The organism is Flammeovirgaceae bacterium SG7u.111 (assembly GCA_034044135.1).
Classification (GTDB): Bacteria; Bacteroidota; Bacteroidia; order Cytophagales; family Flammeovirgaceae.
Window position 1 is genome coordinate 3538765 of record CP139021.1, and the last position, 26308, is coordinate 3565072.

The following is a 26308-nucleotide window of genomic DNA, read 5'->3' on the forward strand; positions in this document are numbered from 1 at the left end:
CACAGCAGATTAACATGGAAAAAGTATATATCTTATCATCCGTCAGGACTCCAATTGGAAGCTTTGGAGGGATCTTATCATCACAATCAGCCACTCAACTGGGGGCAGCAGCCATAAAAGGTGCATTAGCCAAAGCTGGTGTAGAGGCAAGTGATGTAGAAGAAGTGATTATGGGGAATGTCATTTCTGCAAACCTAGGTCAAGCACCGGCCAGACAAGCAGCCATATTCGCAGGAATTGGGCAAGATGTCCCCTGCACCACCATCAATAAAGTATGTGCATCTGGCACAAAAGCCATTATGTTGGCAGCGCAAAGCATCATGTTAGGTAATGCAGATGTAATAGTAGCCGGTGGCATGGAAAGCATGTCGAATATCCCCTATTACCTCCCAAAGGCGCGCTATGGCTATAAATTTGGAGATGGGAAATTGGTAGACGGCCTTACCAAAGATGGCCTTACCGATGTCTACAGCGATAAAATAATGGGGATTTGCGCCGACCAGACTGCAACAGAGTATGAAATAAGCCGAGAAGCGCAAGATGAATACACCATCAATTCATACAAGCGTGTAGCAGAAAATACTGAAAATGGATTTTTCAAAAATGAGATCATTCCTGTAGAAATCGCCCAACGAAAAGGCGAGCCGCTCATAATAAGTGAAGACGAAGAGTTCAAAAAAGTAAAGTTCGAGAAAATCCCAAGCCTGCGCCCTGTGTTCAGCACGAATGGAACAGTGACTGCCGCAAATGCCTCTACTATAAATGACGGTGCTTCTGCTGCTGTATTGATTTCTGAAACCAAAATGAGGAAACTTGGCTTGCTGCCCCAAGCTGAAATCATTGCTTTTGCCGATGCTGCCCGAGAGCCCGAATGGTTCACCATTGCCCCTGTACTTGCCGCAAAAAAAGCACTTGAAAAATCAGGGCTTTCATTAGATGAAATCGACTATTTTGAAGTAAACGAAGCCTTTTCTGTGGTACCACTTGCCTTTAACCAACTTATGGGGGTTGACCCTGCCAAGGTGAACGTTGTAGGAGGTTCGGTAGCAATTGGTCATCCGTTAGGAGCCTCAGGAGCAAGAATTGTAACCACACTCAATAATGTATTGCACCAGAAAAGTGGTAATTTGGGAATGGCTGCAATTTGCAACGGAGGAGGGGGGGCTTCTGCAATTATTATAAAAAGAGAAATATAAACCCACGGAGTCAGCTTACTTCGAAGAAGTTGTTTGAAGCCATTATTTTATCCTATAAATAGAAGTATTTTGGCTTAGATGAGGCAAAATACTTCTATTTTCGCTGGTAAACAAAAATTTCAAACAACTTCAGAAGCTATTTTTTGGCATTAAAAATTAACCACCTACATATTTTTTATCCCTTTGGTGCAATTTCATTTAATTCAGCATTTTTACATGTCTTATTATTGATTAACTATTAGTAGAAAAATGAATTTTCACACAATAGATACGTGTTGAATTCAAACTATTTAAATTTGAAAAAATCATTTTTAAAACTACTTTTTTAATAAACTGAAGGATCGTCTGATGTTAGTAAACAACATACATTTCCAACAGATTTTTACACTAGCGATTCATTTTCTTTAAGCAAAATTTGACAAGCGTTTAACTCTATAACTCACAGTAATGGCTAAAAAAAAGAGTAATACTAAAATTTATATTATACTGGGTTCACTTCTTGTTCTAGTGGTGTTGGCTGGGTTCATTGGAAGAAAACAGGGCTGGATTGGCGGTGAAAAAGCCAAGAAAGTTGTATTTGGTAAGGTAAAAAGAGAAACAATTGTAGAGAAAGTAAGTGCCTCGGGTAGGGTTCAACCAGAAAATGAAGTACGAATTAGCCCTCTAGTTCCTGGTGAAATAGATGAAATCTATATAGAAGAAGGTGATTCCGTTGTTGCAGGTCAGCTCTTGCTCAAAATCAAACCTGACAATTTACGCTCAGCACTTGACAGATCTATTGCTGCGCTCAATACTCAAAAAGCGAATTACGCTCAGTCACAAGCAAGGCTTTCCCAAGCAAAAGCTCGATTTATCAACTCTGAACTTACCTTCAAAAGGAACAAATCCCTTTTTGATGAAAAAGTAATCTCTGAACAAGAATATGAACAAAGCTTAGCCGATTTTGAAGTGTCAAAAGCCGAACTTGAAGCTGCTGAAAAAAGCGTAGAATCATCTATGTTTACTGTAAAAAGTGCAGAAGCTACTGTTAAAGAAGCGAAGGAAAACCTAGGCTTTACCGAAATTTATGCGCCCATGGGCGGTATCATCACCAAGCTTTTGGTTGAAAAGGGAGAACGAGTGGTAGGTACTCAACAAATGTCAGGTACGGAGCTTTTAAGAGTTGCCAACCTGAATGTGATGGAAGTAAGGGTGAATGTGAACGAAAACGACATTATAAGAGTGAACGAAGGCGATACTGCAATTATAGATGTTGACTCCTATTCTTTCTTAGAAGCGGAATTTAAAGGAGTGGTAACTGCTATTGCCAATTCAGCAAACGAAGGGGTAAATGGGTTGAGCACTGACGCAGTAACAGAGTTTGAAGTAAAAATCAGGATTTTAAGAGACTCATACAGAAGCCTTTCACAGAACAAAAAAGAGGACACCTTCTCTCCCACTATCAATCCTTTCCGCCCAGGTATGACAGCCAGCGTGGATATCATTACAGCCAGAAAAGCTGGAGCGTTATCAGTTCCATTAGCTTCAGTAACCACCAGAAAGATAGAGATGAAAGAAGGTGAAGAAAAGAAAAAAGCTGCTAAAGACGATGACGATATGAAAGAAGTTGTCTTTCTTCACTTAGGTGATTCGGTTATGCAAGTGGAGGTGGTAACTGGAATAAGTGACTTCGAAAATATTGAAATATTAGAAGGGCTAGAAGAAGATCAAGAAATAGTAAAAGGTCCGTTCTTACAAGTTTCCAAAACACTTAAAAATGGAGACAAAGTAGAAAGAATGGAGGATCGCAAGCCAGGTGGTAAAGGTCCTAAGGTTGATTAATTTGATGGTTCAAAAAAAACAGTGCTCCTCAAGTTTTGTCTGAGGAGCACTGTTTTTTTTGAACCTATTTTCTCTTAGCCCAAATCTCATGGATAGGATCACCTTTGCTGCTCAAGCCCTTATGGTGCCATTCTCCATCTTTTAGCTCGTAATCAAAAGTCAGGGAAGCCCCTACCCGACTACTATCTTTGGAAAAGAACTCAATATTCTCCGTGTATTTTCCATCCACAGTTGTGTAGGTCCCCCCACCTGTTCCGCTAAATTTAGCCGTCTCTACATTGTAAGCCACCCACTGAAAGCGAGTGCCCGAAAGGATTTTCAATGTCCTTCTTGCCCCAAACTCTCTTCGAGTCATCTCCCCGTCCCGTTCTCTTCCACTAAAAAACCAAGCTCCTACCAAAGCACCGGGTTCATTGGAGTCAACCTTTGTCCAAACTTTATCATCTCCTTCAAATAGGATCGTATCACCTTTCAAGTCAAATGTCAACACCCGAGTTTGCCCTACTGAAGTACTATCATTAGTATCAAATTCTGTTGTAATAGAAAAAACGTTTCCTTTTGATAGCCAAGTTCCTCCAAAAGTCCTAACAAACTCCCTTCTCTCTAAACTGTAGAATGTTTCCGCCAAATACCCATCTTCTACTATTGTCATAATTTCAACTTCTTCTCCCTTTTCATTAGTATAAGATGTAGTCCATGCCCCTGTCAACAGAGAAGATTGATCAACATCTCCTGCAACTTGTTCCGCTTCGGGTGTTTCAGCCTGATCATCAGTCTTCTTTTTTTCACAACTGGAAAAAACAGTGATCATAAGTAGCATCAATAAATAGTATTTCATAGGGTTAGAGTTTAGGTTAAATAAAAATGATTAAAGGATGAAACCCAATTTAGTTTAGAAATAAGGAGAGTACAAGGAGTATTTATAAATGAACAATACAAGACTAAAAAATATCTCGATTTTTTTTTAGAAAACATGAAATATTATCGTTGCAAAGGATTCTTTTCTACTTTTCCCCGTATTCAACTCCTATTCCTTATCCCCAAAAGAGACCTTTGACAGCAAAGAAGTCAAACACTATTTGCCTTTTAGGAGTATGATTTTATACCTTAGAGCAGTATTTGCAACGTCCCGGTTAATATGAAAATTGAAATTGAATTAATTAAAAACCTTAAAGAAGGTGATCATCTAGCCTTTAAAGAGCTGTATTCCAAGTATGCTGATAAACTATTTTACTTCTCTTTAAAATACACCAAAAACACTGATGATGCCAATGAAATAGTCCAAACTATTTTTTTGAAGGTTTGGGAAAACAGAAAAAAACTCAACCCAGAACTTTCTTTTAATGCTTACCTCATTCAAATTGGTAAAAACATAATTTACCGTCAATATCAAAAAAGGCAACTGGAAATAAAATACCAGACCCTTCAAAAAGAAACTCCACTTAGCATCACTCATAATACTGAAGAGTACATTATTTTTTCAGAATTAGAGCAAAAAACAAAAGATTATATTGGTGACATGCCGGAGAAAAGAAAGCAAGTGTTTATGCTGAGCAGAATTGAAGGGTTTACTCACGAAGAGATTGCAAAAAAGCTTGGGATATCTGTAGGGACCGTTAAACAACATATGAACCAGGCACTTAAATCACTCAACAAAAAAATGCTCAACGATGGACTTCTGACACTTATGCTCTTTGCTGCTATGTATGTTTAAGAAATTCGATTCAAACTTCCTTTTTTTTAAAAAACATTTTTTTGTTCTTGACTATAACCTTGTCTCTACTTCATGATATCTATTATAGATAAATATGAAAACAGTGGACAAGATATTAATAGATAAGTATTTTAATAACAAGTGTACCCCTGAAGAAGAGGAAAAGGTCAAAGCTTGGCTAGCGTCTATGAAAGCTGACTTTGAAGGGTTATCTTCTTTGGAAAAAACTTGGTACAAGTTTGAGCCTCCTAAAGAGCCTGAAGTATCTTGGGACAAAGAAGAGCTTTATAAAAAAATAAAGTCGATCATAAACGCTAGTGATGAGGCAGGAAATACACCTGTCAGAAAACTGTACCCTGAAACCAAGAGCATTTCCTCTAATAAAAGGAATAACTCTGTTTATACTTTCAGGAAAAAAGAGGGTTTCAATAGCTATGCCGCAGCTATCACTTTCTTTTTGATCGCTGGAATTGCAGCATATTTTGCGATTCTCGAACCTCCTAAAAAGCAGCTTGCCCAGTACAAAGAAGAAATACAAACTAAATCAAACCCTAAGGGGATCAAATCTAGTATTACTTTTCCGGACGGAACTGTTGTAAAGTTAAATTCCGACAGCAAAATAAGTTTTCCTAAAAAATTCAATGCCTACAAGAGAGTCGTTACTCTAGAAGGAGAAGCCTTTTTTGAGGTAACCCCCGACTCCACCCGCCCATTTATAGTAAAAGTGGGAAATGTAGAAGCTAAAGTACTTGGTACTTCCTTCAATATAAACACCCTTGCCGACCCTAATAAAGTTGATATTGCTCTACTTACAGGAAAGCTCGCAGTTTACTCTCCTAATGAGCAAAAAGAAATACTACTCCCTACTGAAAGGGCCGTTTATGATAAAAATTCAGGTCAGATTAGTACTGGACACTTCGATGCGGAACAAGTTCTATCTTGGAAAGAGGGAATCTTGATTTTCAAAGGAGCTTCAATCGATGAAATTACCGCTCGCTTAGAAAGATGGTATAACTGCGAAATAGTATTTGCAGACAATGCCAACTTAAAAGCATATAACAAAATAAACTTCACTGGAAAGTTTAATCATAAAACCTTGAAAGAAGTGCTCGAAGGAATGGCAATTGCTTCTGGGTTACAATTCGAGCTCAAAAACAAGAAGGTTTTTTTCTATTGATCGATAACTCCGAATAACTATCGAGCACAAAAAAATGCCTGCCCTACAGTTTGGCGACCATGAGCAGACATTCGGTTTTGTGCTATTTAAACCATCAAAACTTATTCAAAAATATGAAAAAGAAACTACTTAGACAATTACTAAAGATGTCAGGATTTGCAGTAGGCAGTATTATTGTCCAGTGCCTTTGTTTCACCGTTCTTTTTGCCTCTGATATAAACGCTCAGAAAGTAAGCATCGAGGACATCTATGTGAAAATGGAAGGAGGCAACAAAGAGCTAAAGGTTCTCTTCGATGAGATTGAAAACAAGACTGATTTTTATTTCAATTTTGATGAAAAAACGTTAAAGAATTTGCAGGCTGTGCAAATTACTTCCTCAGTTAAGAGTTTAAAAGAGGTATTGATTGATATAGCTTATCAAGCTAACCTATCTTTCAAAAGAGTAAATGACAATATATATGTCATCAAAAACAAAAAAAAGACTCCTACCTCTAGGAAAAACCTCGTCTTTGAGATACAACAAACTAAGGTTACTGGAAAAGTAACTTCCGTTGAAGATGGAGAGCCTCTTCCTGGAGTCAGTATAATTATAAAGGGCACTTCGACTGGTGCCGTTACTGATGTAGATGGCAATTATTCTTTAAACGTTGACAATAATTCTATTTTACAGTTCAGCTACATTGGTTTCGCAACACAAGAAGTAGAAGTAAGCAATCAAACTATCATTAATGTTGTGATGGAATATGACTTGGAGCAATTGAAAGAAGTTGTTGTTATAGGCTATGGTTCCCAAAAAAAGGAAGACCTAACAGGAGCCGTTTCAAGTGCAGACCTGAAGTCATTTGAAAATGCGCCAAACGTAAACATTGCCCAAAGTCTTCAAGGAACTATCCCTGGATTGAATGTCGGGCAAGTTAGTCAAGCGGGAACAACCCCTAACATCTCTATCAGGGGTCGGACGTCCTTAGGAGGCAACAATTCAGTACTGATTGTGGTAGATGGAATCATCTATACTGGTTCTATCACCGCTATCAACCCAGATGACATTGCTTCTATAGATGTGCTTAAGGACGCAAGTTCTGCTGCTGTATATGGTGCACAAGGTGCAAACGGAGTTATGCTTATTACAACAAAAAAAGGGAGGCGTGATAGAAAACCAACTATTTCTTATACTACCTCCTATACAACACAAAACCCTAGTAGTGATTACAGACCTTTAAACCGTGAAGGATATCTTGAAAAAGTTCGTAATCAATATTACGACGAAGCCTTTTTAGCTCCTAATTATACAGAACCAAATCCAGATTTTAACTTGGCTGATTATGTAGATGGATCTATGGTAGATGAGAATGGCAACATTTTAGACAATGATTTTAGCTGGTGGGACGCAGCAACCAATACAGGATATATCATGGATCACCAAATCAGTATTTCAGGAGGTAGTGAAAGTTCTAGCTATCTGCTATCAGCCGGTTATACCAAACAAAAGGGATTTATCATCAATGATTTGTATGAAAGGAAAAGTATTCGGGCTAATGTGGATTCTGACGTAAAAAATTGGTGGACTATTGGTATGCAATCTTTTGCTTCTTTCGGTGATTATAGTGGTGCAGAACCCCAACTGTCTAACATCACAAGGTTTTCTCCATTATTGACGCCATATGATGAAAATGGAGACATGATCCCATTCCCTACCAATACAATTGAACCTAATCCATTTTTGACGTATGATGTAACTGACCTCAATAATCAGAACTACATTTTTGGCAATTTTTATTCTGAAATCAAATTCCCATTTCTTGAAGGGCTGTCGTACAGAATAAACTTTGGGAATACCTATCGTTGGGACAAATATTACTATGCCAGCGAATACAGTGCAGGGCAAACTGGACGTGCCTCTAAAGACAATCAGTTCAGGTATGACTATACACTAGACAATATTTTAACATACAAGAAAACTATCAACAATAAGCATAATATCACTGCAACATTGCTCTATGGAGCTACAGAAAGAAATTTTGATCGCACTTACGCTTCCGTAGAAGGTTTTTCAAGCCTTACATTAGGCTATAATAGTCTTCAGCAAGCTACTAACCAGTTCGCTACATCAAGTGCTTGGAGCGAGGCATTGAATTATCAGATGATAAGACTCAATTATGTATTATCTGAAAAGTACTTGGCTACAGTTACTGTTCGTAGAGATGGCTTTTCTGGTTTTGCGGCAAATAAAAAATGGGGAGTATTCCCTTCTGCAGCCCTTGGCTGGGTAGTATCAAATGAAAAATTATTTAATGTTGATTTTATTGACTTTCTAAAACTGAGAGCTGGCTATGGTTCTATTGGCAATCTTACAAGTAGGTATTTTTCACTTTCCAGAATTAGCCGGAGTTCTGCTTATGTATTTGGTGATGGCGGATCGCCTTTATTTGGACAACAAGTATCATCATTGTCAAATAACGATCTTGAATGGGAGTCTACTACTGGAATAAATTTTGGCTTAGACTTTAGGTTATTTAGTGACCGATTGAGCGGAAGCTTTGAGTATTATAACACAGAAACAGAGAATCAACTTTTCAAACGTTCTATTCCTTCTATTACAGGCGTGAATAGTATAAATGTCAACTTGGGTAACATCAAAAATAAAGGGGTTGAGTTATCTTTAACCTCTATAAATGTTCAAAAAAGTGATTTTCTATGGGAAACCACATTGAACTTTTCTAGAAACGCCAATGAAATAGTATCATTAACAGGTGAAGATTTAGACGGTGATGGTGTAGAGGATGATATCATAGCAGATGGTCGTTTTATTGGAGAATCTATTGGAACTTTATATGGATATGAAGCTGGGCCTATGTACCAATTAGATGATGAAATCCCAGCAGGGTATTACCCAGGAACATACAGCGTAATCGACCAAAATGGTGACGGTGAAATCACTCCCGATGACCGAAAAATCATAGGTCGTAGAGAGCCAGCCTATCGAATAAGTATGCTTAATTCTTTCTCTTATAAAAACTTCACTCTTACAGTTTTCCTCAATTCGATACAAGGAGGAAAAAATGGTTATTTACAAAATAACAATCCTAGTATGACAAGGACTGATAATGACATTCGAAATAACTATTATCAGCAAATTGATTTTTGGTCTCCATCGAACCCTGATGGAAAGTATGCTCGCTCAATTCAAAACCCAACCCTACGCCCTGGACTATACCAAGATAGGAGCTTTGTCAGACTTCAGGATATATCTTTATCTTATAACTTTTCGGGAGAATTGCTGGATAAAACAGGCTTGAGTGGGTTAAGCTTATTTGTGAGTGGAAAGAACCTTGCTACTTGGACCAAGTGGGAAGGATGGGATCCTGAAGGATCTAATCCCGATCCAGAATACGCTCAAGGTCTTAGTGCTGGAAGCAGACCTATTATGAAAGGATATTCATTTGGTTTAAATGTAAAATTTTAAGAGATATGAAAAATAAATATATATTAATTACCTTATTTTTAATTGTAAACTTATTTGCTTGCAACGAAGAGTTTTTAGAAGAAAAACCACTAGACTTTATTGCAGCAGAAAATGCATTTGAAACTTACAGCGATTTCCAATTATCTGTAAATAATTTGTACAAACTGGTAAGAAGGGAGTTTTATGGAAGAGATGAAAACTACCCGATGGACTACATTTATGGTACAGACCTTGTCTTTGACGGTCAGCCCAGTGTGAGAAGATTTACTCCTTATACGAGCTCAATGCAACCTAGCGGAGGGGCAAATATTCCCCGAACACACTGGCAGGATTTATATAAAATTGTTGCAGAAAGCAATACGATTATATCGAGGCTTGAAGAAGCTTCCTTAAGCGACGCTGAAAAAAAGCAAGTCGAAGCTGAAGCAAAATTCTTTAGAGCTTTTACCTATCGTACCTTAGCCTATTTATTTGGTGGTGTCCCCTTGAGTCTTGAAGAAGTTAAATCTCCTCGCTATGATTATACCAGAGCTACTAAAAAAGAAGTATTAGAACAGTGTATAGCTGATGCTAATTTTGCTGCAGAAAACTTGAAAGGAGCTTCTGAAGTTCAGGATGGGCAAATCAACCCTCTTATTGCTCAACACTTACTAGCAGAACTTTACCTAGCCAATGACGAACCACAAAAAGCTATTACCGCTGCAACTATTGTAATAGATGACCCAAATACAGCATTGATGCAAGAAAGGTTTGGTAGTCGTGCAAACGAAGAACCTGGAGATGTTTATTGGGATTTATACCGAAGACAAAACCAAAATCGTGCTGCTGGAAATACGGAAGGTATTTGGGTAATACAGTTTGAACTTGATATTATAGGTGGTAGCCTAAGCTCTACAGGTCGAGGTGGAGCAGCTTTATACGAAAGACATCACCCTCCAATGGTTAGAGATTACTCTGAAGATGGCAAGCGACTGTTCTCTTGGCCTATGGGAGATTATACTGGAGGAAGAGGTATAGGCTGGGCAGTATCTACAACCTATTTCACAAATACGATTTGGGAAAGTGATTGGGATAATGATATAAGAAATGCCAACCACAACTTTGTAAGAGAATATGTTTATACAAACAAATCATATCCAGACAGTTTTGGAAAAACTGTTTCTACAGAAAATCCGCCAGCGGGTGTAACCGTACCTAGCCGTGCATTCTATGCTTACCAATCTAAGGTGACTACGCCATTCAATCACCCATCTGCACTCTATGCTAACTCAGAATCGGTAGCTTTAAAAAGCTCTGCAGGCGCTACCTATACCGATCAATATATGTTCCGCCTTGCAGAAACTTATTTGCTAAGAGCAGAAGCCTACCTTAAAGCTGGCAATGCAGGAGCTGCCGCTGCTGATATCAATGCAATCAGAAACAGGGTAAATGCCGCACCTGTAAGCGGTGCTGATGTAGACATCGAGTATATATTAGATGAGAGGATGAGAGAGCTAGGTATTGAAGAAAAAAGAAGGTTAACACTTATGAGACTGGGTTTACTATACGATAGGGTAAAAAAATGCAACCCTTACTATGAGACCATAGAACCACATCATAATTTGTGGCCTATCCCATTTAGCGAAATTGAAAGAAATACAGAAGCAGAAATCACACAAAACCCAGGTTACCTACAATAAAAATGATTCGAAAGTACATTCTTTGTTCAATTCAACCTCTATGTATTCTATTATTCTTTACCCTAAATCTAGAGGCAAAGTCTAGTACGTTTGAAATCTATGAAAAGGGAGGAGATGTCACTTCTATTCTTTACGATAGAGAAGGCTCCTCTCTAGATTCTATCACTGCTTTTTTACTTGCAAAGGATATTTATAACGTGGTGGGTAAGAGACCCTTGCTCACCACACTTCCTTCGGAAGTAAAAGGCAATTGTATTGTAATTGGAGAAATAAATTCAAAACTGATCACCAGTCTTTTGCATAAACAAGTAGCTGATGATCAGTTCTTAACCCAAAAAGAGAGCTATTTATACAAAATAATTGAAAGCCCTTTTTCAAAGCAAAACAAATGTTTGGTTATTGCCGGGACTGACCCTAGGGGAACAGCTTTTGGTGTATTCGATCTATCCAAGAAAATAGGAGTTTCGCCTTGGTACTGGTGGGCCGATGTTCCTGTTCAGAAAAATGAAGAACTCGTCATCGAGCAAGATGATTTCTATTCAAAAGAGCCTTCAGTAGCCTACAGAGGTATTTTTCTAAATGATGAAGACTGGGGCTTACAACCTTGGGCGGCAAAAACCTTCGAACCTGAAATTGGCGATATCGGTCCAAAAACTTATGCTAAAATTTTTGAGCTATTGCTTCGCCTCAAGGCAAATATGATTTGGCCAGCCATGCACCCAAGCACAAAAGCCTTTTTCCATTACCCTGGCAATCCAAAAATTGCGGAGCTTTACGACATCGTATTGGGCAGTTCACATGCAGAACCCATGCTCCGAAATAATGTAGATGAGTGGAAAAAAGATTCGTTGGGAGCCTTTAATTATGTGGCAAACAAAGAAACCGTTATCAATTATTGGGATAAGCGAGTAGAAGAAGCCAAAAACATAGATGGGATTTATACCATGGGAATGCGAGGAGTCCACGATAGTGGTATGGAAGGGGTAAAAAGTATCGAACAAGCTGCCCAAGTTCTCGACGATGTAATTGCCACCCAACGAGGTTTATTGGAAAAGCATCTTGACAAGAAAATCACTGATGTACCTCAAGTCTTTACCGTTTACAAAGAAGTATTAGCACTTTACGACCACGGATTGAACTTGCCTGAAGACATTACCATCATGTGGACCGACGATAACTACGGCTACATAAGAAGGCTAAGCGACGAAGAGGAACGCAAACGCTTAGGCGGCGGGGTGTATTACCATGCTTCTTACTGGGGCAGACCTCACGATTACTTGTGGTTGAATACTACTTCTCCCGCTCTTATCAGAGAGGAAATGCTAAAGGCTTACCAAACCAACAGTCGAAAAATATGGATATTGAACGTGGGCGATATCAAGCCCGCCGAATACACCATTGACCTGTTTATGGACATGGCTTTTGATACGGAAAAATACCTCATTACACAATCCTTAGACCACCATAGCCAAGCATTTTATACATCTATATTTGGAAATGAATTAGGAAAAGAAATTTCTTCTATCCAAAAAGAATATTACCACCTTGCCTTTGAGCGTAAACCTGAATTTATGGGCTGGAACCAAACAGAACCAACCAAGCAAGTTAACCTGACCGATTATACTCCTTTCTATTGGGGAGATGAAATCGACAAGCGTTTGGCTGATTATAAAGAGCTTGAAGAAGGAATAGAAAATCTACAACAACAACTTCCAAAAAGTTTAACTGATACTTATTTTGAGCTGGTTTATTACCCTGTAAAAAGTGCTGCTTTGATGAATAAAAAGTCGCTTTATCGAGATAAAGCATTGAAATATTCCGAACAAAACCGCCTCATTGCTGAAGATTTCAAAACTCTTTCAGCATCAAGTTACGATAGTATTCAATCGCTAACTAATATTTATAACACCTCCGTTTCCAATGGAAAATGGAATAATATGATGCATCCCGCACCTAGAAATTTACCTGTTTTCCAAAAACCAGAAATCAATTTGGAAAAAGGACACTCAACAAATGGAAATGCTGGAATTTCCGTGGAAAACAACTCAGTCACCAAAACTGGGTTTGCTCTTCCAACCTTCTACCCCCACTCCGACCAATCCCATTTCCTTGACTTGTATTTAACAAAAGAAGGCAAGGTTTCTTGGGCAATAGAAAAAATACCAGACTGGGCACTCCTCACTTCCACCAAAGGAGAACTGGATTCAAGTAGCCGTACATTGCAACAACGGGTTTATGTGAAAATAGATGGGGGAAAATGGCGAGCAGCAAAGCAGCCTTCAAAAGGAAAATTTAAGGTCAAAATGGGTAAAGAAGCATTTTCCATTTCCTTGAATATCAAAGAATATCAATTTGAAACAAATAAGAGCAATTTGTTTGTGGAGGAAAATGGTGTTGTTTCCATTTATGCAGAAAATTTTACAGGAAAAGCAGATTACCAAGAATTTAGCTGGGAACAAATTCCCAACCTAGGCTATTCAGATCAACTGATGCAGGCAAGCCCTCTCACAGAAATGCCTTTGGACACCCTCCAACTAAAAGAAAAAGCCCCCTACTTAAGCTATTCTATATTTACCGAGTCCGTTAACGAAAATACCGAACTGATTATCCATGCACTTCCTACCCACCCCATCACCAACAAGCATAGCGTGAGGATCGGCGTACAATGGGACGATGACCCTATCCGCATGGTAGATTTTAGGACACAAGGAAGAAGCGAGACATGGAAACTGAATGTGTTAAGCAATCTGGCGAAAGTAAAAATTCCGCTATCTATAGAAGAAGTAGGAAAACATGAACTGAAAATCTTCATGGTAGACGAGGGAGTTGCCTTGGACTTTTTCTATCTCAATATGAAAAATGTCCCGCTTCCCTACGCTCTGCTAGATGAAACAAGGTATTAAATAATAATCCCCATGACGGATAAAGCTGTCATGGGGATTATTATTAATATCAGCTAATTATATCAACGTCACTATTGCTTGACCGCCTTAAGCACTGCCTGTTTATCACCAGATGAAATCTCAACAAGGTAAATTCCAGAAGGACTATCTAGCTCCAATTTTATCTCACTAGTATTTTTAAACCCTTCCCTACTGATAACTTTTCCTGACACAGACCTTATCACCACTTTGATATCGTTGTACAAACTTCCTAAATCAATTGAAAGTAATCCATCTGTAGGATTAGGATAGAGTGTCAACGTAGTAGTAAATGTATTTTTTGCAAGTCCTACCGTCGTAATTTCCACACATGCTGAAGTATCGATACAGCTGTTGGAAGTAATCTCTACGGCAAAACTGCCATTTTCAGTTGCGGTAAAACTCTGCCCTACCTCTCCTTCTATCAATTCCATTACATTTCCACTACACTTGAACCAACGATATGCATCAGCTTCATTTGCAGTAATCACAGTTCCTGACAAAGTTGTTTCAGCTTCTATCGAATTGATAGTAAGATCCAAAGTAACTATCGAGTCACAACCGACCGCGTTTGGCAAAGTAAAGGTAGCTGAGTTGTTTGATGAAGTATATGTAATACCATCTATCCAAGTAAAACTACCGCATGCCTCCTGAATATCAATTGACGAAGTGGGTTGAATTATGGTCAGATCAAGCGTAATCAGCGAATCACCGCCTTCTACATTGGGAATAATATGCGTAGCTGAATTATTGCTTTCAGTATATGTGATCCCATCTATCCATGTGAAACTTTCACAAGCAGTTTGCACATCAGTACCCGAAGTGTTTTCGGGGATATTATTTACAATCACAGTCATGAAAACCGAAGAAGTCGTCTCTACTCCATCCGTTACCTTCACTGGCACTTTTAATTCTCCATAGAAATCAGGGTCAGGGGTAATAGTAGAATCATTAACAGTGTAATTACTTCCACCTGATATAATTAGGAATAGATCATCGCCATCAACATCCGATGCGTCGGTCATTGACACATTCAATTGTAAAGAAGTATCCTCATCCATTTCTTGGGCATTAGCTGACGTTAAAGCTGGGATATCGTTTACTGGATTCACCGTCACGACCATATCAACACTTGCCGTTGTATCTATTCCATCGGTAACTTTTACGGGCACAGAGAGTGTCCCATTGAAGTTTGCCGCTGGGGTGATGGTAGAATCGCTTACCGTATAATTCTCCCCATCTCCAACTATAAGAATCAATCCATCGTCATCGATATCTACAGCATCCGTCATCGAGACTGTCAAGCCAAGCGAGGTATCTTCATCCATGCTTTGAGCTGTGACTGAAGTTAGAGTTGGAGCATCGTTTACATTTTCAACCGTGATAGTGAATGTCTGCTCTATTGATTCTATCCCATCGCTTACTACTAAGGTGATTTCGTGATTGCCTACTTCGGAGTTAGACGGAGTCCCTAAAAGACCCACTTTTTTCGATTCTACCTTTCTAATACGATGATTATCACTATCGGCAACATAAATAACCCCAGTCATGTCAACTGCCAATCCCCATGCCATACTGAACTTAGCAAGGTTGCCAGCCCCATCCACAAAACCACTGTCACCTTGACCAGCTATAGTTGATACAGTACCATTTGACAGTACCTTGCGGATTCTTTGGTTTTCGGAATCTGCAACATATATATTCCCATATTCATCGATAGCTATTCCATGGGGGAAATAAAAAATGGCAGCATCTCCCTTACCCTCTGCAAAACCGAGCTCCCCATTTCCAGCCAAGGTCGATACTGTACCATCTGGCAAGATCTTACGAATTCGGTTATTGTATGTATCTGCAACGTAAACTTGTCCATGTAAATCAACTGCCACACCATAAGGATATTTAAACATAGCTGATGATCCATTACCATCAGCAAAACCCTCATTTCCATTTCCAGCAAGGGTTCTCACCATACCGTCTGGCAAGATCTTACGAATTCGGTTATTTAAAACATCTGATACATATATGTTTTCTGAATCATCGATTGCTATTCCAAAAGGAGCGCTAAACATCGCTGAAGAACCTACTCCATCTGCGAACCCGGCTTCTCCACCTGCAATAGTTGTCACTATTCCATTTGGCAAGATCTTACGTATTCTATTATTTCCCGTATCAGCGACATAAATATTACCCAACTCATCAACTGCCACACCAGAAGGCGAGTTGAAATTAGCAGATTGACCAACACCATCTTTAAATCCTGCATCTCCATTACCAGCTAAAGTTGATACGGTACCATCTGGTAAGATCTTACGAATCCTATTATTGTATGTATCTGCAACATATATTTGTCCTGAAGAATGTACAGCTACACTATAAGGATTTTTAAACATTGCTGATACGCCTACTCCATCCACAAAACCGAAACTTCCATTACCAGCAACCGTGGCTACGTCCATGTCATTAATACCACCTATCTTAATTAAAGATATCCACCCTGGCAACTCCCCCTTCACAGAAACTGTCAACTCATCCCCATCCAAGTCTTCCACTTCTATTTCGTAGGAGTATAGGGAGTCTTCTTTTACAGTAAGGACTGGAGTTGATTTGAAAGTAGGGACATCATTTACATTTTCAACTGTAATAGTGAATGCCTGCTCTACTGAATCTATGCCATCGCTGACTATTAGAGTTATTTCGTGATCACCAACGTCTTGGTTTGCAGGTTTTCCAGAAAGATTTAGACCATCAACTGTTGAAACAAGCTTTCTGACGAGATTATTGTTCGTGTCAATTATATAGAAGTCCCCGTTCTTATCAATAGCCATCCCAAAAGGATAATAAAATGATGCGTCTATAGCTTTCCCATCTTTTGTTCCTAATAATCCAGAACCTGCTATTGTTGTAACCTCCCCTTTCTTTGAAAGCCTTCGCAATTTATGGTTATAAGTATCGACTATGATAAAATCTTTATTCTTATCTAGAATAATCTCACTTGGTCTATAAAACGAAGCATTTATTCCTTGACCATCTTGGCTTCCTTGAGAACCACTACCTGCAAAAGAACTTACTTGACCATCAGGAGTAATTTTACGAATCAAATTATTCCAACTATCAGTAATAAATAAATTTTTATGCTCATCTATAGCAACTCCAATTGGGCTATAAAATGATGCTTCATTTGCTGATCCATTATTTGATCCTTGTTGACCTGATCCAGCTACAGTTGACACTATCCCGCCTGAAGTGATTTTCCTAATCTTATTATTTCCAGTATCTGCAACATAAATATTACCTTCACTATCAATTGCAAGTCCTGATGGATATAAAAAAGAAGCTGTTGCTCCACTACCATCTATAGAACCTTGGGAGCCATTGCCAGCTAAAGTACTTACTGTTCCATCAGAAGATATTTTCCTTATTTTTTGGTTTCCATTATCTGCCACGAACAAATTTCCATTTTGATCTATGACAATTCCTTGTGGAGACTGAAAAGAAGCGGATTCTCTATCTCCATCCTCCGATCCAGGTACGCCTATTCCTGCATAGACTGTAACATTCCCATCTGCGTCAATTTTTCTAATCAAGTGATTATACATGTCAGAAACATAAATATTATTATTTGCACCAATAGCGGCATATCTTGGATTATAAAAAGATGCTTCGTTTCTAAATCCATTAGACTTCCCATTTGTGCCGGACCCTGCCCATGTAATTACTTTTTTTTCCGAAGTAAGACTCAACCACTCCGGCAATCCCCCTTTAACCGATACCGACAACTCATCCCCGTCTAAGTCCTCCACTTCTATTTCATAAGAATAAAGCGAGTCTTCTTTTACGGTGAGAACTGGTGACGACTTAAAAGATGGTGGCGTATTAACCGCTGCGCTCTTTTTTGCTTTTTTCTTTGTTGGTTCTTTTGAACTTGGGTCGCCTGCTATACTCAATAGCTGCCCAGCCAACAAAACCATAAACAATGTAAATAATAGTTTTTTCATTTGAAATTAATCGTTGTTTATATAAGCCAATAGTTAAGATAGTTATTAGAGCATATTAGTTACTTAATACCCTTTAGGGCTATTTCAACTAAATATGATTTGATTAGTGGTCAGTGGTTGATTTGGTAAAAAATCAACCAAACGGCAGTATAGTTATATCCAAAAAAATCTTCTTATTATTCAACGCCAAAAGTATGGAATTTATTCCTTCTCGACAAAAAATTAACATCCAAACATTTCTCTCAACCAATACAGCACGTTACAATGACAGTCCTCAATAAAAAACAGGGCAAAAATCACCTATAAGTGACATTTGCCCTGTTTTTTTATATCATAAGGGTTAATTCTAATGATGATGCCCTGCCTCACCTTTTTTCATTTCGGCAATGAGGTAATAGGCTGAACCTAGTGCAAACAAGGTGTTATTGGGAAGGGTTTTTAACGGTTTTATACCTATCCAACCGTCGTGAGTTTCTCCTACCAGTACTTCCACAGGGGTGAACATCCATTCCTCTTTCCCGTTGTTTACTTCCCTTACTGCGGTGAACGCTGTAAAGGCATCGCCAACTCGTGTGATGGCATCTTCGGGCAGAGCGGTGGTAAGCTCTTCGGATGTCAGTATCTCTCCTTTTATGTACATGCCTTGGATGAGCAGCTCAGGTTTTTCAACAATATCTGCGTGGATATGCACCGCCTTTGGGTCTTCTTCAAACTTCTTTCCCACCGAAAAAATCTCAGCATGAAGCTCCTGCTCTACCATAGACGTGGTAAACCGTACCTTCTGTCCCACTTTTACTTTATGCACATCTTTTTCATATACCATAAGGTCGGCATGCACGTGGTCGGTATTGATTATTTCGAACATGCTGGTTTGGGGCTGGACAAACTGCCCAGTTTTTATATCGACCAAGGTGATGCTACCAGGTATTGGGCTTAACACGGGTATTTGCCGCACAAGCTCTCCCTCAGCAACTTTTTTGGCATTTATGTGCAATTGAGAAAGCTGTATTTCCAAACTTTTTACCCTCGCTTGGTTGGCAAAATACTCCTGCTCGGTTTCTTGGAAACTCTTCCCCGACCCTACTTTTTCATCGTACAACCGCTTTTGCCTACTGTATTCCTTTTCTAAATAATTCATTTGGTGAAAAGCGTTAAGATAATCGCTTTGGAGCTGAATAAGGCTTGGGTGGGCAAGATACGCCAACACTTGTCCTTTCTTCACTATTTCCCCCTCTATTACCTTAATGGACACCACATTTGCCCCTACAATGGCCGTTACCGTCGCTTCGTTTTGCGGAGGGACCCGCAGCTCCCCATTTGCTTTCACATACGAAGTCATATTCCGTCTGGGAAGGGTATCTATTTTGATGCCCAACAACTCAACTTGCTCGGGGGAAAGATGGACTGCACCTTTGTGATGCTCTTCTTCTGTAAGTGTGCCGTCATGATTTCCCGAATCTGTTTCTTTGCTGTTATCCGAACAAGCTACAAGGCTTAAAAGGAAAACAATTGCTATATATTTAGATAATGATTTCATAATCTTGAATTTGAATATTGATACGTTCTGTTTCAATTCACTTGCCAATGCTCATTTGGTTATCGACCAGTAGTTAAGTAATAATCTAGCTTGAATTTTGCAGCTAGGTAGCTTGCCAAAGCTTCTTGTGCTCCCAGTTCTACAAACACCGCCTCTTTCATATTTTGGATAAAAGCTACGTAATCAATAGCCCCCTCTTCAAAAGCGACAACTGCTCCTTGGCGCTGTTCCCTAGCCAAAGGCAGGGCTTCTTCCTGATAAAACTGCCACGAAGCTTCCCATTTCCTATATTCCAACAACATGCTTTGGTAGGCCGTGTTCAGCTCAAACTTGGTTTGCATCAATTGGTACTCGGCTATTTTTTGTTGGATCTTTGCTGACTGTGCCCATCCTTGCTCCTTATTAAAAAACAAAGGAATGGTCAAGCCTAGCTGATACTGGTAAAACCCAGAAACATCGCCAATTTTCTGGCTTCCGTACATCCCATTGAGCTTGGGAAAGAAACTTGCATTTGCTGCTTTCAACTGAGCATTTGCCACCTCAATATTTTGCTGGCCAATCGCCAATAAAGGATGGCTTTGCACCGAATCTACTACCACTATTGGGCCTAACCAGCTATCGTCATCCGAAGCATCAATTTCAAACACAGTATCGCTTACAAGCCAAAGGTTGAGTTTTTGCAAAGCAGCGGCATAATCGTAAGCCGCCTGCCCTTTTTGCAAGGCAATCTGTTTGGTTTGGTTGCTAGCTGCTAAATATTCCAGGCGAGAGCTTGCTTCCACTTCGTACCGCAACTCTGCTGCACGTTGAAATTCCAGGTAAATGGAATCGACCGAGGCATAGAGTACCAATTTGTTCCTTGCCACAAATGCTTGGGCATAAGCTTGCTTTACTTGCTGTTCCAACTCTGCTTCGCTAAGGTGGTAAGCGGCTTCCGCCAAAAGCACTTTTTGCTTTTGAAGCTTCACGTTGGGAGAAATACCAAACACATCTATGTTTTGCTGTTGGATACCCAAAACGGTGTAAACTCCATTTCCCACCCCATCTACTTCTTCCCCACTGGTGAGCACTTGCGTTTGCCCCAAGTCCCAAGCTGATTTCTTCAGCGAGCTTTGCTTTTCCACTTCCAACTTTGCCACTTGCAACTGAGGGTAGTTTACCTTTGCCCTCTCAAGCGCCTGCTCCATGCTAATAGGAACTCTCACCTGTTCTTGAGCTTGGGAAGAAGTTGGATACAACATTCCTGCAAAAAGGAGTAACGCTACCGCCACAGCAGGTGTGAGTTTTACTTTTTTAGAAGAACTTTTCTCCGTCCAGCGGTAAAGAATGGGCAGAACGAAAAGGGTAAGTAATGAAGAAGTCATTAAACCACCGATAACCACTGTAGCAAGTGGTTGCTGCACTTCAGCTCCTGCCGAAGAGGAAAGCGCCATGGGCAAAAAACCAAGCACATCGGTAAGGGCAGTGAGCAAAATAGGGCGCAGCCTTCTTTTTGCCCCTAGGTGAATACGCTCATCGAGATCGGTAATCCCTTCGGCTTTCAACTCATTCCACCCGCTGATGAGCACCAGCCCGTTCAGTACCGCTACACCAAAAAGCACAATAAAACCAACCCCTGCCGAAATGCTAAAAGGCATTCCCCGCAGCCAAAGGGCAAAAATGCCTCCAATGGTTGCCAATGGAATAGCCATGTAAATCATAAAGGTTTGCTTCATGGAGCGCAAGGCAAAGAAGATAAGAATGAAAATGAGCACAAGGGCAAGGGGAACTACTACCTGAAGGCGCTTGCTGGCCCTCTCCAAGTTTTCAAATGCACCGCCATAGCGGATGTAATAGCCTGCGGGCAAATCAAATTGCCCTTCTAGCTTTTGCTTTATTTCATTCACCAAAGACTTTACATCCCTGCCACGCACATTTATCCCCACATACGTTCTGCGGTTTGTGTTGTCCCTACTTATTTGCATAGGTCCAGGTTCGTAACTGATTTCAGCCACTTCTTTCAATGGGATCTGCGAACCATTCGGCGTGTGGATGTAGAGGTTTTTAAGATCGTTGATATTGTTTCGCAAACCATTTTCTAAACGAACTACAATATCGAACCTTCTTTCCCCTTCAAAAAGCACCCCTGCTTTTCCACCTGCAAAAGCAGCTTGAACCGTGCTGTTTATCTCTTCGATGTTCAGTCCATATTGCGCCAGCTTGTCCCGCTGGTATTTTATGGTCATGAGCGGAAGCCCGCCCGTTGCTTCTACCCGCATATCGGCAACGCCATCTACAGTAGCGATGATCATTGACATTTCTTGTGCCTTATCCGCTAAGACCTGCAAGTCTTCGCCATAGAGCTTTATAGCAATATCTTCTCGCACGCCCGTAAGCAGCTCGTTGAAACGCATTTCTATGGGTTGGGTAAATTCGTAGTTCACGCCGGGAATTTTTCCCAATTTATCTTTCATCTTTTCAATCAACTTTCCCTTCGTCTCTGCGCTTGTCCATTCCTCTTTAGGTTTTAGCACAACAATCACATCAGCTATATCCATTGGCATGGGATCGGTGGGGAGTTCTGCCACGCCAATTCTGCTTAAGACTTGCTCTACTTCAGGGAAATTGTCTATTACCAACTGCTCTATCTTAGTCGTGGTCTTTATAGTCTCATCTAGCGAACTTCCGGGCATAAGTGCGGCATGAAAAGCGATATCCCCTTCATCGAGCTGGGGGATAAACTCTCCTCCCATCTTCGTAAAGACAAAGACACTCAAAGCCAAGAAGGCTAGCGCCGAACAAACAATAATGACTGCTCTTTTCAAGGCTTTCGCCAACAATAGCTCATAGCGATCTTCTAACCAGTGGACAATTTTATCCCCTAAAGACTCTTTTTCCTTATCTGGCACCCTTATGAACCATGCGGAAACCATAGGGACATAGGTAAGGCACAAAATCATAGCTCCGACCATGGCAAACATAAAAGTGAGCGCCATAGGCTTAAACATTTTCCCCTCTACGCCTTCTAAGAACAAAATGGGAAGAAAAACAATCAAGATAATCAGTTGCCCAAAGAATGCGGAGTTCATCATTTTGGCAGAAGCTTCCTTTGCAACTTCGTCTCTCGTCTGAGCAGTATTCTTACCTAACTTCTTAATCTGCTGCACCAACATGAACACCGTACTTTCCACAATGATTACTGCCCCGTCTACGATGATCCCGAAGTCAATTGCCCCAAGGCTCATTAGGTTTGCCCAAACATCAAATACATTCATGAGGATAAAGGCAAAAAGCAAGGAAAGGGGAATTGTAGAAGCGACAATCAGCCCTCCACGCCAGTTCCCAAGCAAGATGACCAATACAAAGATCACAATCAGCGCCCCTTCCATTAGGTTGCCAGTTACCGTACTTGTAGTTTTAGAAATCAGCGAAGTACGGTCTATGAAAGGTTCGATAGTCACACCCTCGGGCAAGGAAAGCTTGATTTGCTCTATTCGCTCCTTCACTTCCGCTATTACATTGTTAGAGTTCGCCCCTTTCAGCATCAAAATCATTCCGCCAACAGCTTCGCCCTTTCCATTTTTGGTCAACCCACCATAGCGCACTGCCGAGCCAAATTTTACCTTGGCAACATCCTTTACCAAGATGGGCATCCCTCCTTCGTTTGTAACCACTATTTCTTCTAGGTCTGAAATACTTCTTGCTAAACCTTCCCCACGGATAAAGTTTGCCATATGCCCCTTTTCGATATAAGCCCCACCCATATTTTGATTGTTGGCTTTAAGGGCATTAAAAATATCAGTAATAGAAATACCAATGGCTTTCAATTTATCGGGGTCGACAGTCACTTCATATTGTTTGAGTTCACCACCAAAAGCATTTACTTCTACCACACCCGGCACCATAGACATTTGCCTGCTCACTATCCAGTCTTGAAAAGTCCTCAAGTCCATAGCTGAGTAGGCATCTTCGTACCCGGGCAATACCTCCAAGGTGTACTGATAGATTTCTCCCAAACCTGTGGATATGGGTCCCATAAATGGCTCACCAAAGCCTTGGGGAATATCTTCCTTCACCAAAATTAATTTTTCACCTACCAACTGCCGTGGCAAGTACGTGCCCATATCATCTTCAAATACGATGGTAACGACCGAAAGCCCAAAGCGGGATACTGACCGAAGTTCAAGCAAGCCCGGCAGGTTTGCCATTGCTACCTCCACAGGGTAGGTCACAAATTGTTCAATATCTTCCGTGCCCAAGTTGGGGGCAACGGTAATTACTTGTACCTGATTGTTAGTAATATCAGGAACGGCATCGATAGGCACTTTGGTAATGCTCCATAAGCCCATACCTATTAATGCTAAGGTGAACAAGCCAATAAACAGCTTATTCTTGATTGAAAAAGCAATGATACGATCTATCATAAGTTTTATTTAATTCCAAAAATAAACACAACTCCCCACAGCTTTTACAAGCCAAAGATTAGACTATATCACAGTTTGTATCAGTAAGTTTTTTAAATCAGTACTTACAGAATGTAGGCTATAAAGCCGAATAAATAGGCTTTAGCCTAAACTAAATTTTAAACCAATAAGTCAATACAAATCAAAACGTGATAAACTCTATTTAACAAAGGAGATTGAAAAAGGGTGTTCGCCGCCTAGATGCAGCAATTATGCAACTAAATAAGACGAAGCTATCCCAGAAGAAATGGAATTAAACTTTTGGGGGATGAAAAGGCGGGTTTGTCGGCGCATCACAAAAAAGCTCTTTATACACTGAATTATGCTTATCTAACCCAAGGCTTGCAACTATATGAACCAGCTCAAACTTTGGGCTTTCAACATGAATAGGGACGGCACGGCAGAAGCATAATGGGGAGCAACTCTCCGTATCCTCGTGCTCATGGTCTCCACAAGGAACACTATGTTGGCTCACAACAGCTATTGCTCTTTCTTTTTGAAGAGATTCAGATGCTTCGGGATCTGCACAGGGCGTTACCGAAAGCACAAGGAAGTACAAGGACAATATGGTGGCTAAGCTTTTCATTTAGGGCTACAAAGGTAATGCATTGCTTGAGAAAAAGTAATGAATGGACGAAAGAGGAAAAAAACACACTAAAGTAAGTGTGCGGCGGTAATATAAAAATCCCCCTTTCAAAATAACCAGGGGGATTTTGGGAAATCTAGATCCGTTTACAACTCTACTACCCCGCCTGCTCTTCTATCAGCGTAGCCGATATCTTACTCCAATTCTTCAGTCTCTTTTTGGTTTTGCTGTACCACTTTTCCAAGCCCAACTTGCTTTCCTCAAACTCGTCGTGCTCTTCACTGCGGAGTAATTCTGCACTTTCTTGGAACTTCTTTAGCTCCAACATATCCTGGTACAACTTGATGCCATACTCAATATGGGTTTTGCTTATGTTTTTCCTTCATGAATGCGTTCAAAATAGGCTTATTTTGCAAAATAGCTGTGTAAAACTGAAAAGCTTGGAACTTCATCTCCTTGTAGTCCTTATCACGCTCACCTTCCAAGCTCAGAAAAGTATATTTCTCAGTATCGTCTTCAAAAATATCCCGAGCATAGCCTACCAAACTGATATAATGTTCCCAAAGGGCATCCTTAGCCCCGTTTAGAGCTTTGGTGGCAGCTTTCCTTCGGTTGAAAGCAAATGTGTATTCCTGCCGCTTTTCCACTATCTGGTTGTATTGGCTTAGCTTGGCTTCAAACTCTTTTTTGGTAAAACCTGCGGCAACCGCTACTTCCAACTCATTTGTGTTGGACAAGGTAAGCTCTATAAACTTCCTCATCTCTTCCATTTTCGCTGTTATACTTTTCTTAGACATGCTATATGCTTTTAATATCAACTTAGAAATCCACGCTCTATGAGCGTGGTTAATAACCGCTCTGCGTGGCTAAGCCAGAAAACGGCCCAATGATTATATTCAAGAGTTGTCCCCACAACCGAAGAATATATTATGAGCCGTTTTCACAAATTGTCACATTCGATCTGGTATTGCAAGTACCATATAGTTTGGACACCTAAATATAGGTATAGAATCCTCGAAGGAGCAATAAAAAGGGCAGCAATAGAGCATATAATGCAGTACGCCTCCCAAAAGAAATGTATTATCGATACGCTGAACGTCCAAAAGGGCCATGTTCACTTGATTATCGATATCCCTCCCAAATATTCGGTTTCCGATGTGGTGGGGATCTTGAAGGGCCGGACAGCCATACGGTTGTTTTCAAAGTTCAAGAAGCTGAAGCAACGCCCCTATTGGGGCAACCGTTTTTGGGCAACAGGCTATTGTGTTGATACGGTAGGGCTTGACCCAGAAAAGATAAGGCTTTACGTGGAGTATCAAGAAGAACAGGAAAAAAAGAACGAGAGCTAAGAATAACAAAGTAATAAAATAGATTTATAACCGGGGACAATGAATTCCTTTGCCTCCTTTGGGGGCAAGGGCAGTTTACCCCCAGGGGTTATCACAATTCCCCGCCCTTTGGGTGGGGATCTTTTAATAATGAATAAAATTTACACATCCATATGACACGGAGTTTTTACGGCTTTCTACGTAATTCCACTTCCTGTACCTTGGGCAGGTCTGCCTTTTTAGGATTCATCCATGACATTTTTAAACTTATCCAAGCTATTTGCTCATCCTCCTTGCCAAGTCAAGCCTCCTCCCTGCCTTTTTACCCCTCCCTCTTGCCTTGTTGGTATAATTCCCTGCCTTACCGTTGTTCCCTTTAGGATTACCAACAAACTTGGGCAGAGCATTGTCCCTCTTTATTTGGGCTCGCCTATCTATTGTTCCAGAA

At 40.2% G+C, this 26308-nt stretch carries 14 protein-coding genes; 8 read left to right on the plus strand and 6 right to left on the minus strand.

The features are described 5' to 3' along the window. Positions 1-14: 14 nt before the first annotated feature. Together R9C00_13740 and R9C00_13745 are read left to right on the plus strand one after the other, a co-directional pair. A complete protein-coding gene (locus R9C00_13740) occupies positions 15-1196 on the plus strand; it encodes an acetyl-CoA C-acyltransferase (GenBank protein WPO38517.1) in 1182 nt (393 codons plus the stop codon). Between the two features lie 447 nt (positions 1197-1643). Further along, positions 1644-3017, plus strand: a complete 1374-nt coding sequence (locus R9C00_13745) for an efflux RND transporter periplasmic adaptor subunit (GenBank protein ID WPO38518.1) — start codon at positions 1644-1646, stop codon at positions 3015-3017. A gap of 64 nt (positions 3018-3081) precedes the next feature. Here R9C00_13745 and R9C00_13750 read toward each other — a convergent pair whose 3' ends face one another. Next, positions 3082-3855 (minus strand): membrane or secreted protein, encoded by a 774-nt coding sequence (locus tag R9C00_13750; protein ID WPO38519.1) that lies wholly within the window; start codon positions 3853-3855, stop codon positions 3082-3084. A 300-nt stretch (positions 3856-4155) separates the two neighbouring features. On the opposite strand from R9C00_13750, the gene R9C00_13755 reads away from it, so the two are divergent. From R9C00_13755 to R9C00_13775, 5 genes are all read left to right on the plus strand, one after another. After that, complete coding sequence (locus R9C00_13755) at positions 4156-4731, plus strand: RNA polymerase sigma-70 factor (GenBank protein WPO38520.1); 576 nt, start codon at positions 4156-4158, stop codon at positions 4729-4731. A 103-nt stretch (positions 4732-4834) separates the two neighbouring features. After that, positions 4835-5908 carry a FecR domain-containing protein gene (locus R9C00_13760; protein WPO38521.1) on the plus strand — a complete coding sequence of 358 codons (1074 nt, stop codon included), beginning with the start codon at positions 4835-4837 and terminating at the stop codon, positions 5906-5908. 113 nt (positions 5909-6021) lie between these two features. Next, positions 6022-9372, plus strand: a complete 3351-nt coding sequence (locus R9C00_13765; GenBank protein ID WPO38522.1) for a TonB-dependent receptor — start codon at positions 6022-6024, stop codon at positions 9370-9372. A 5-nt stretch (positions 9373-9377) separates the two neighbouring features. Beyond that, on the plus strand, positions 9378-11051 hold the full coding sequence (locus R9C00_13770) for a RagB/SusD family nutrient uptake outer membrane protein (protein ID WPO38523.1): 1674 nt from the start codon (positions 9378-9380) through the stop codon (positions 11049-11051). Positions 11052-11053: 2 nt separating this feature from the next. Further along, complete coding sequence (locus R9C00_13775) at positions 11054-13954, plus strand: glycosyl hydrolase 115 family protein (protein ID WPO38524.1); 2901 nt, start codon at positions 11054-11056, stop codon at positions 13952-13954. A 71-nt stretch (positions 13955-14025) separates the two neighbouring features. On the opposite strand, the gene R9C00_13780 is transcribed toward R9C00_13775, so the two are convergent. From R9C00_13780 to R9C00_13800, 5 genes are all read right to left on the minus strand, one after another. Beyond that, positions 14026-17967 (minus strand): Ig-like domain-containing protein, encoded by a 3942-nt coding sequence (locus R9C00_13780; protein WPO38525.1) that lies wholly within the window; start codon positions 17965-17967, stop codon positions 14026-14028. A gap of 346 nt (positions 17968-18313) precedes the next feature. Further along, a complete protein-coding gene (locus tag R9C00_13785; protein WPO38526.1) occupies positions 18314-19504 on the minus strand; it encodes an efflux RND transporter periplasmic adaptor subunit in 1191 nt (396 codons plus the stop codon). Between the two features lie 59 nt (positions 19505-19563). Beyond that, positions 19564-23907, minus strand: a complete 4344-nt coding sequence (locus R9C00_13790) for a CusA/CzcA family heavy metal efflux RND transporter (protein WPO38527.1) — start codon at positions 23905-23907, stop codon at positions 19564-19566. A 782-nt stretch (positions 23908-24689) separates the two neighbouring features. Next, on the minus strand, positions 24690-24860 hold the full coding sequence (locus R9C00_13795; GenBank protein WPO38528.1) for a hypothetical protein: 171 nt from the start codon (positions 24858-24860) through the stop codon (positions 24690-24692). A 25-nt stretch (positions 24861-24885) separates the two neighbouring features. Continuing rightward, entirely contained in the window at positions 24886-25329 is a 444-nt protein-coding gene (locus R9C00_13800; protein ID WPO38529.1) for a hypothetical protein, read from the minus strand. A gap of 132 nt (positions 25330-25461) precedes the next feature. Between R9C00_13800 and tnpA the strand changes: the two genes are divergently transcribed. After that, positions 25462-25881, plus strand: a complete 420-nt coding sequence (gene tnpA, locus R9C00_13805; protein ID WPO38530.1) for an IS200/IS605 family transposase — start codon at positions 25462-25464, stop codon at positions 25879-25881. Positions 25882-26308 lie beyond the last annotated feature (427 nt).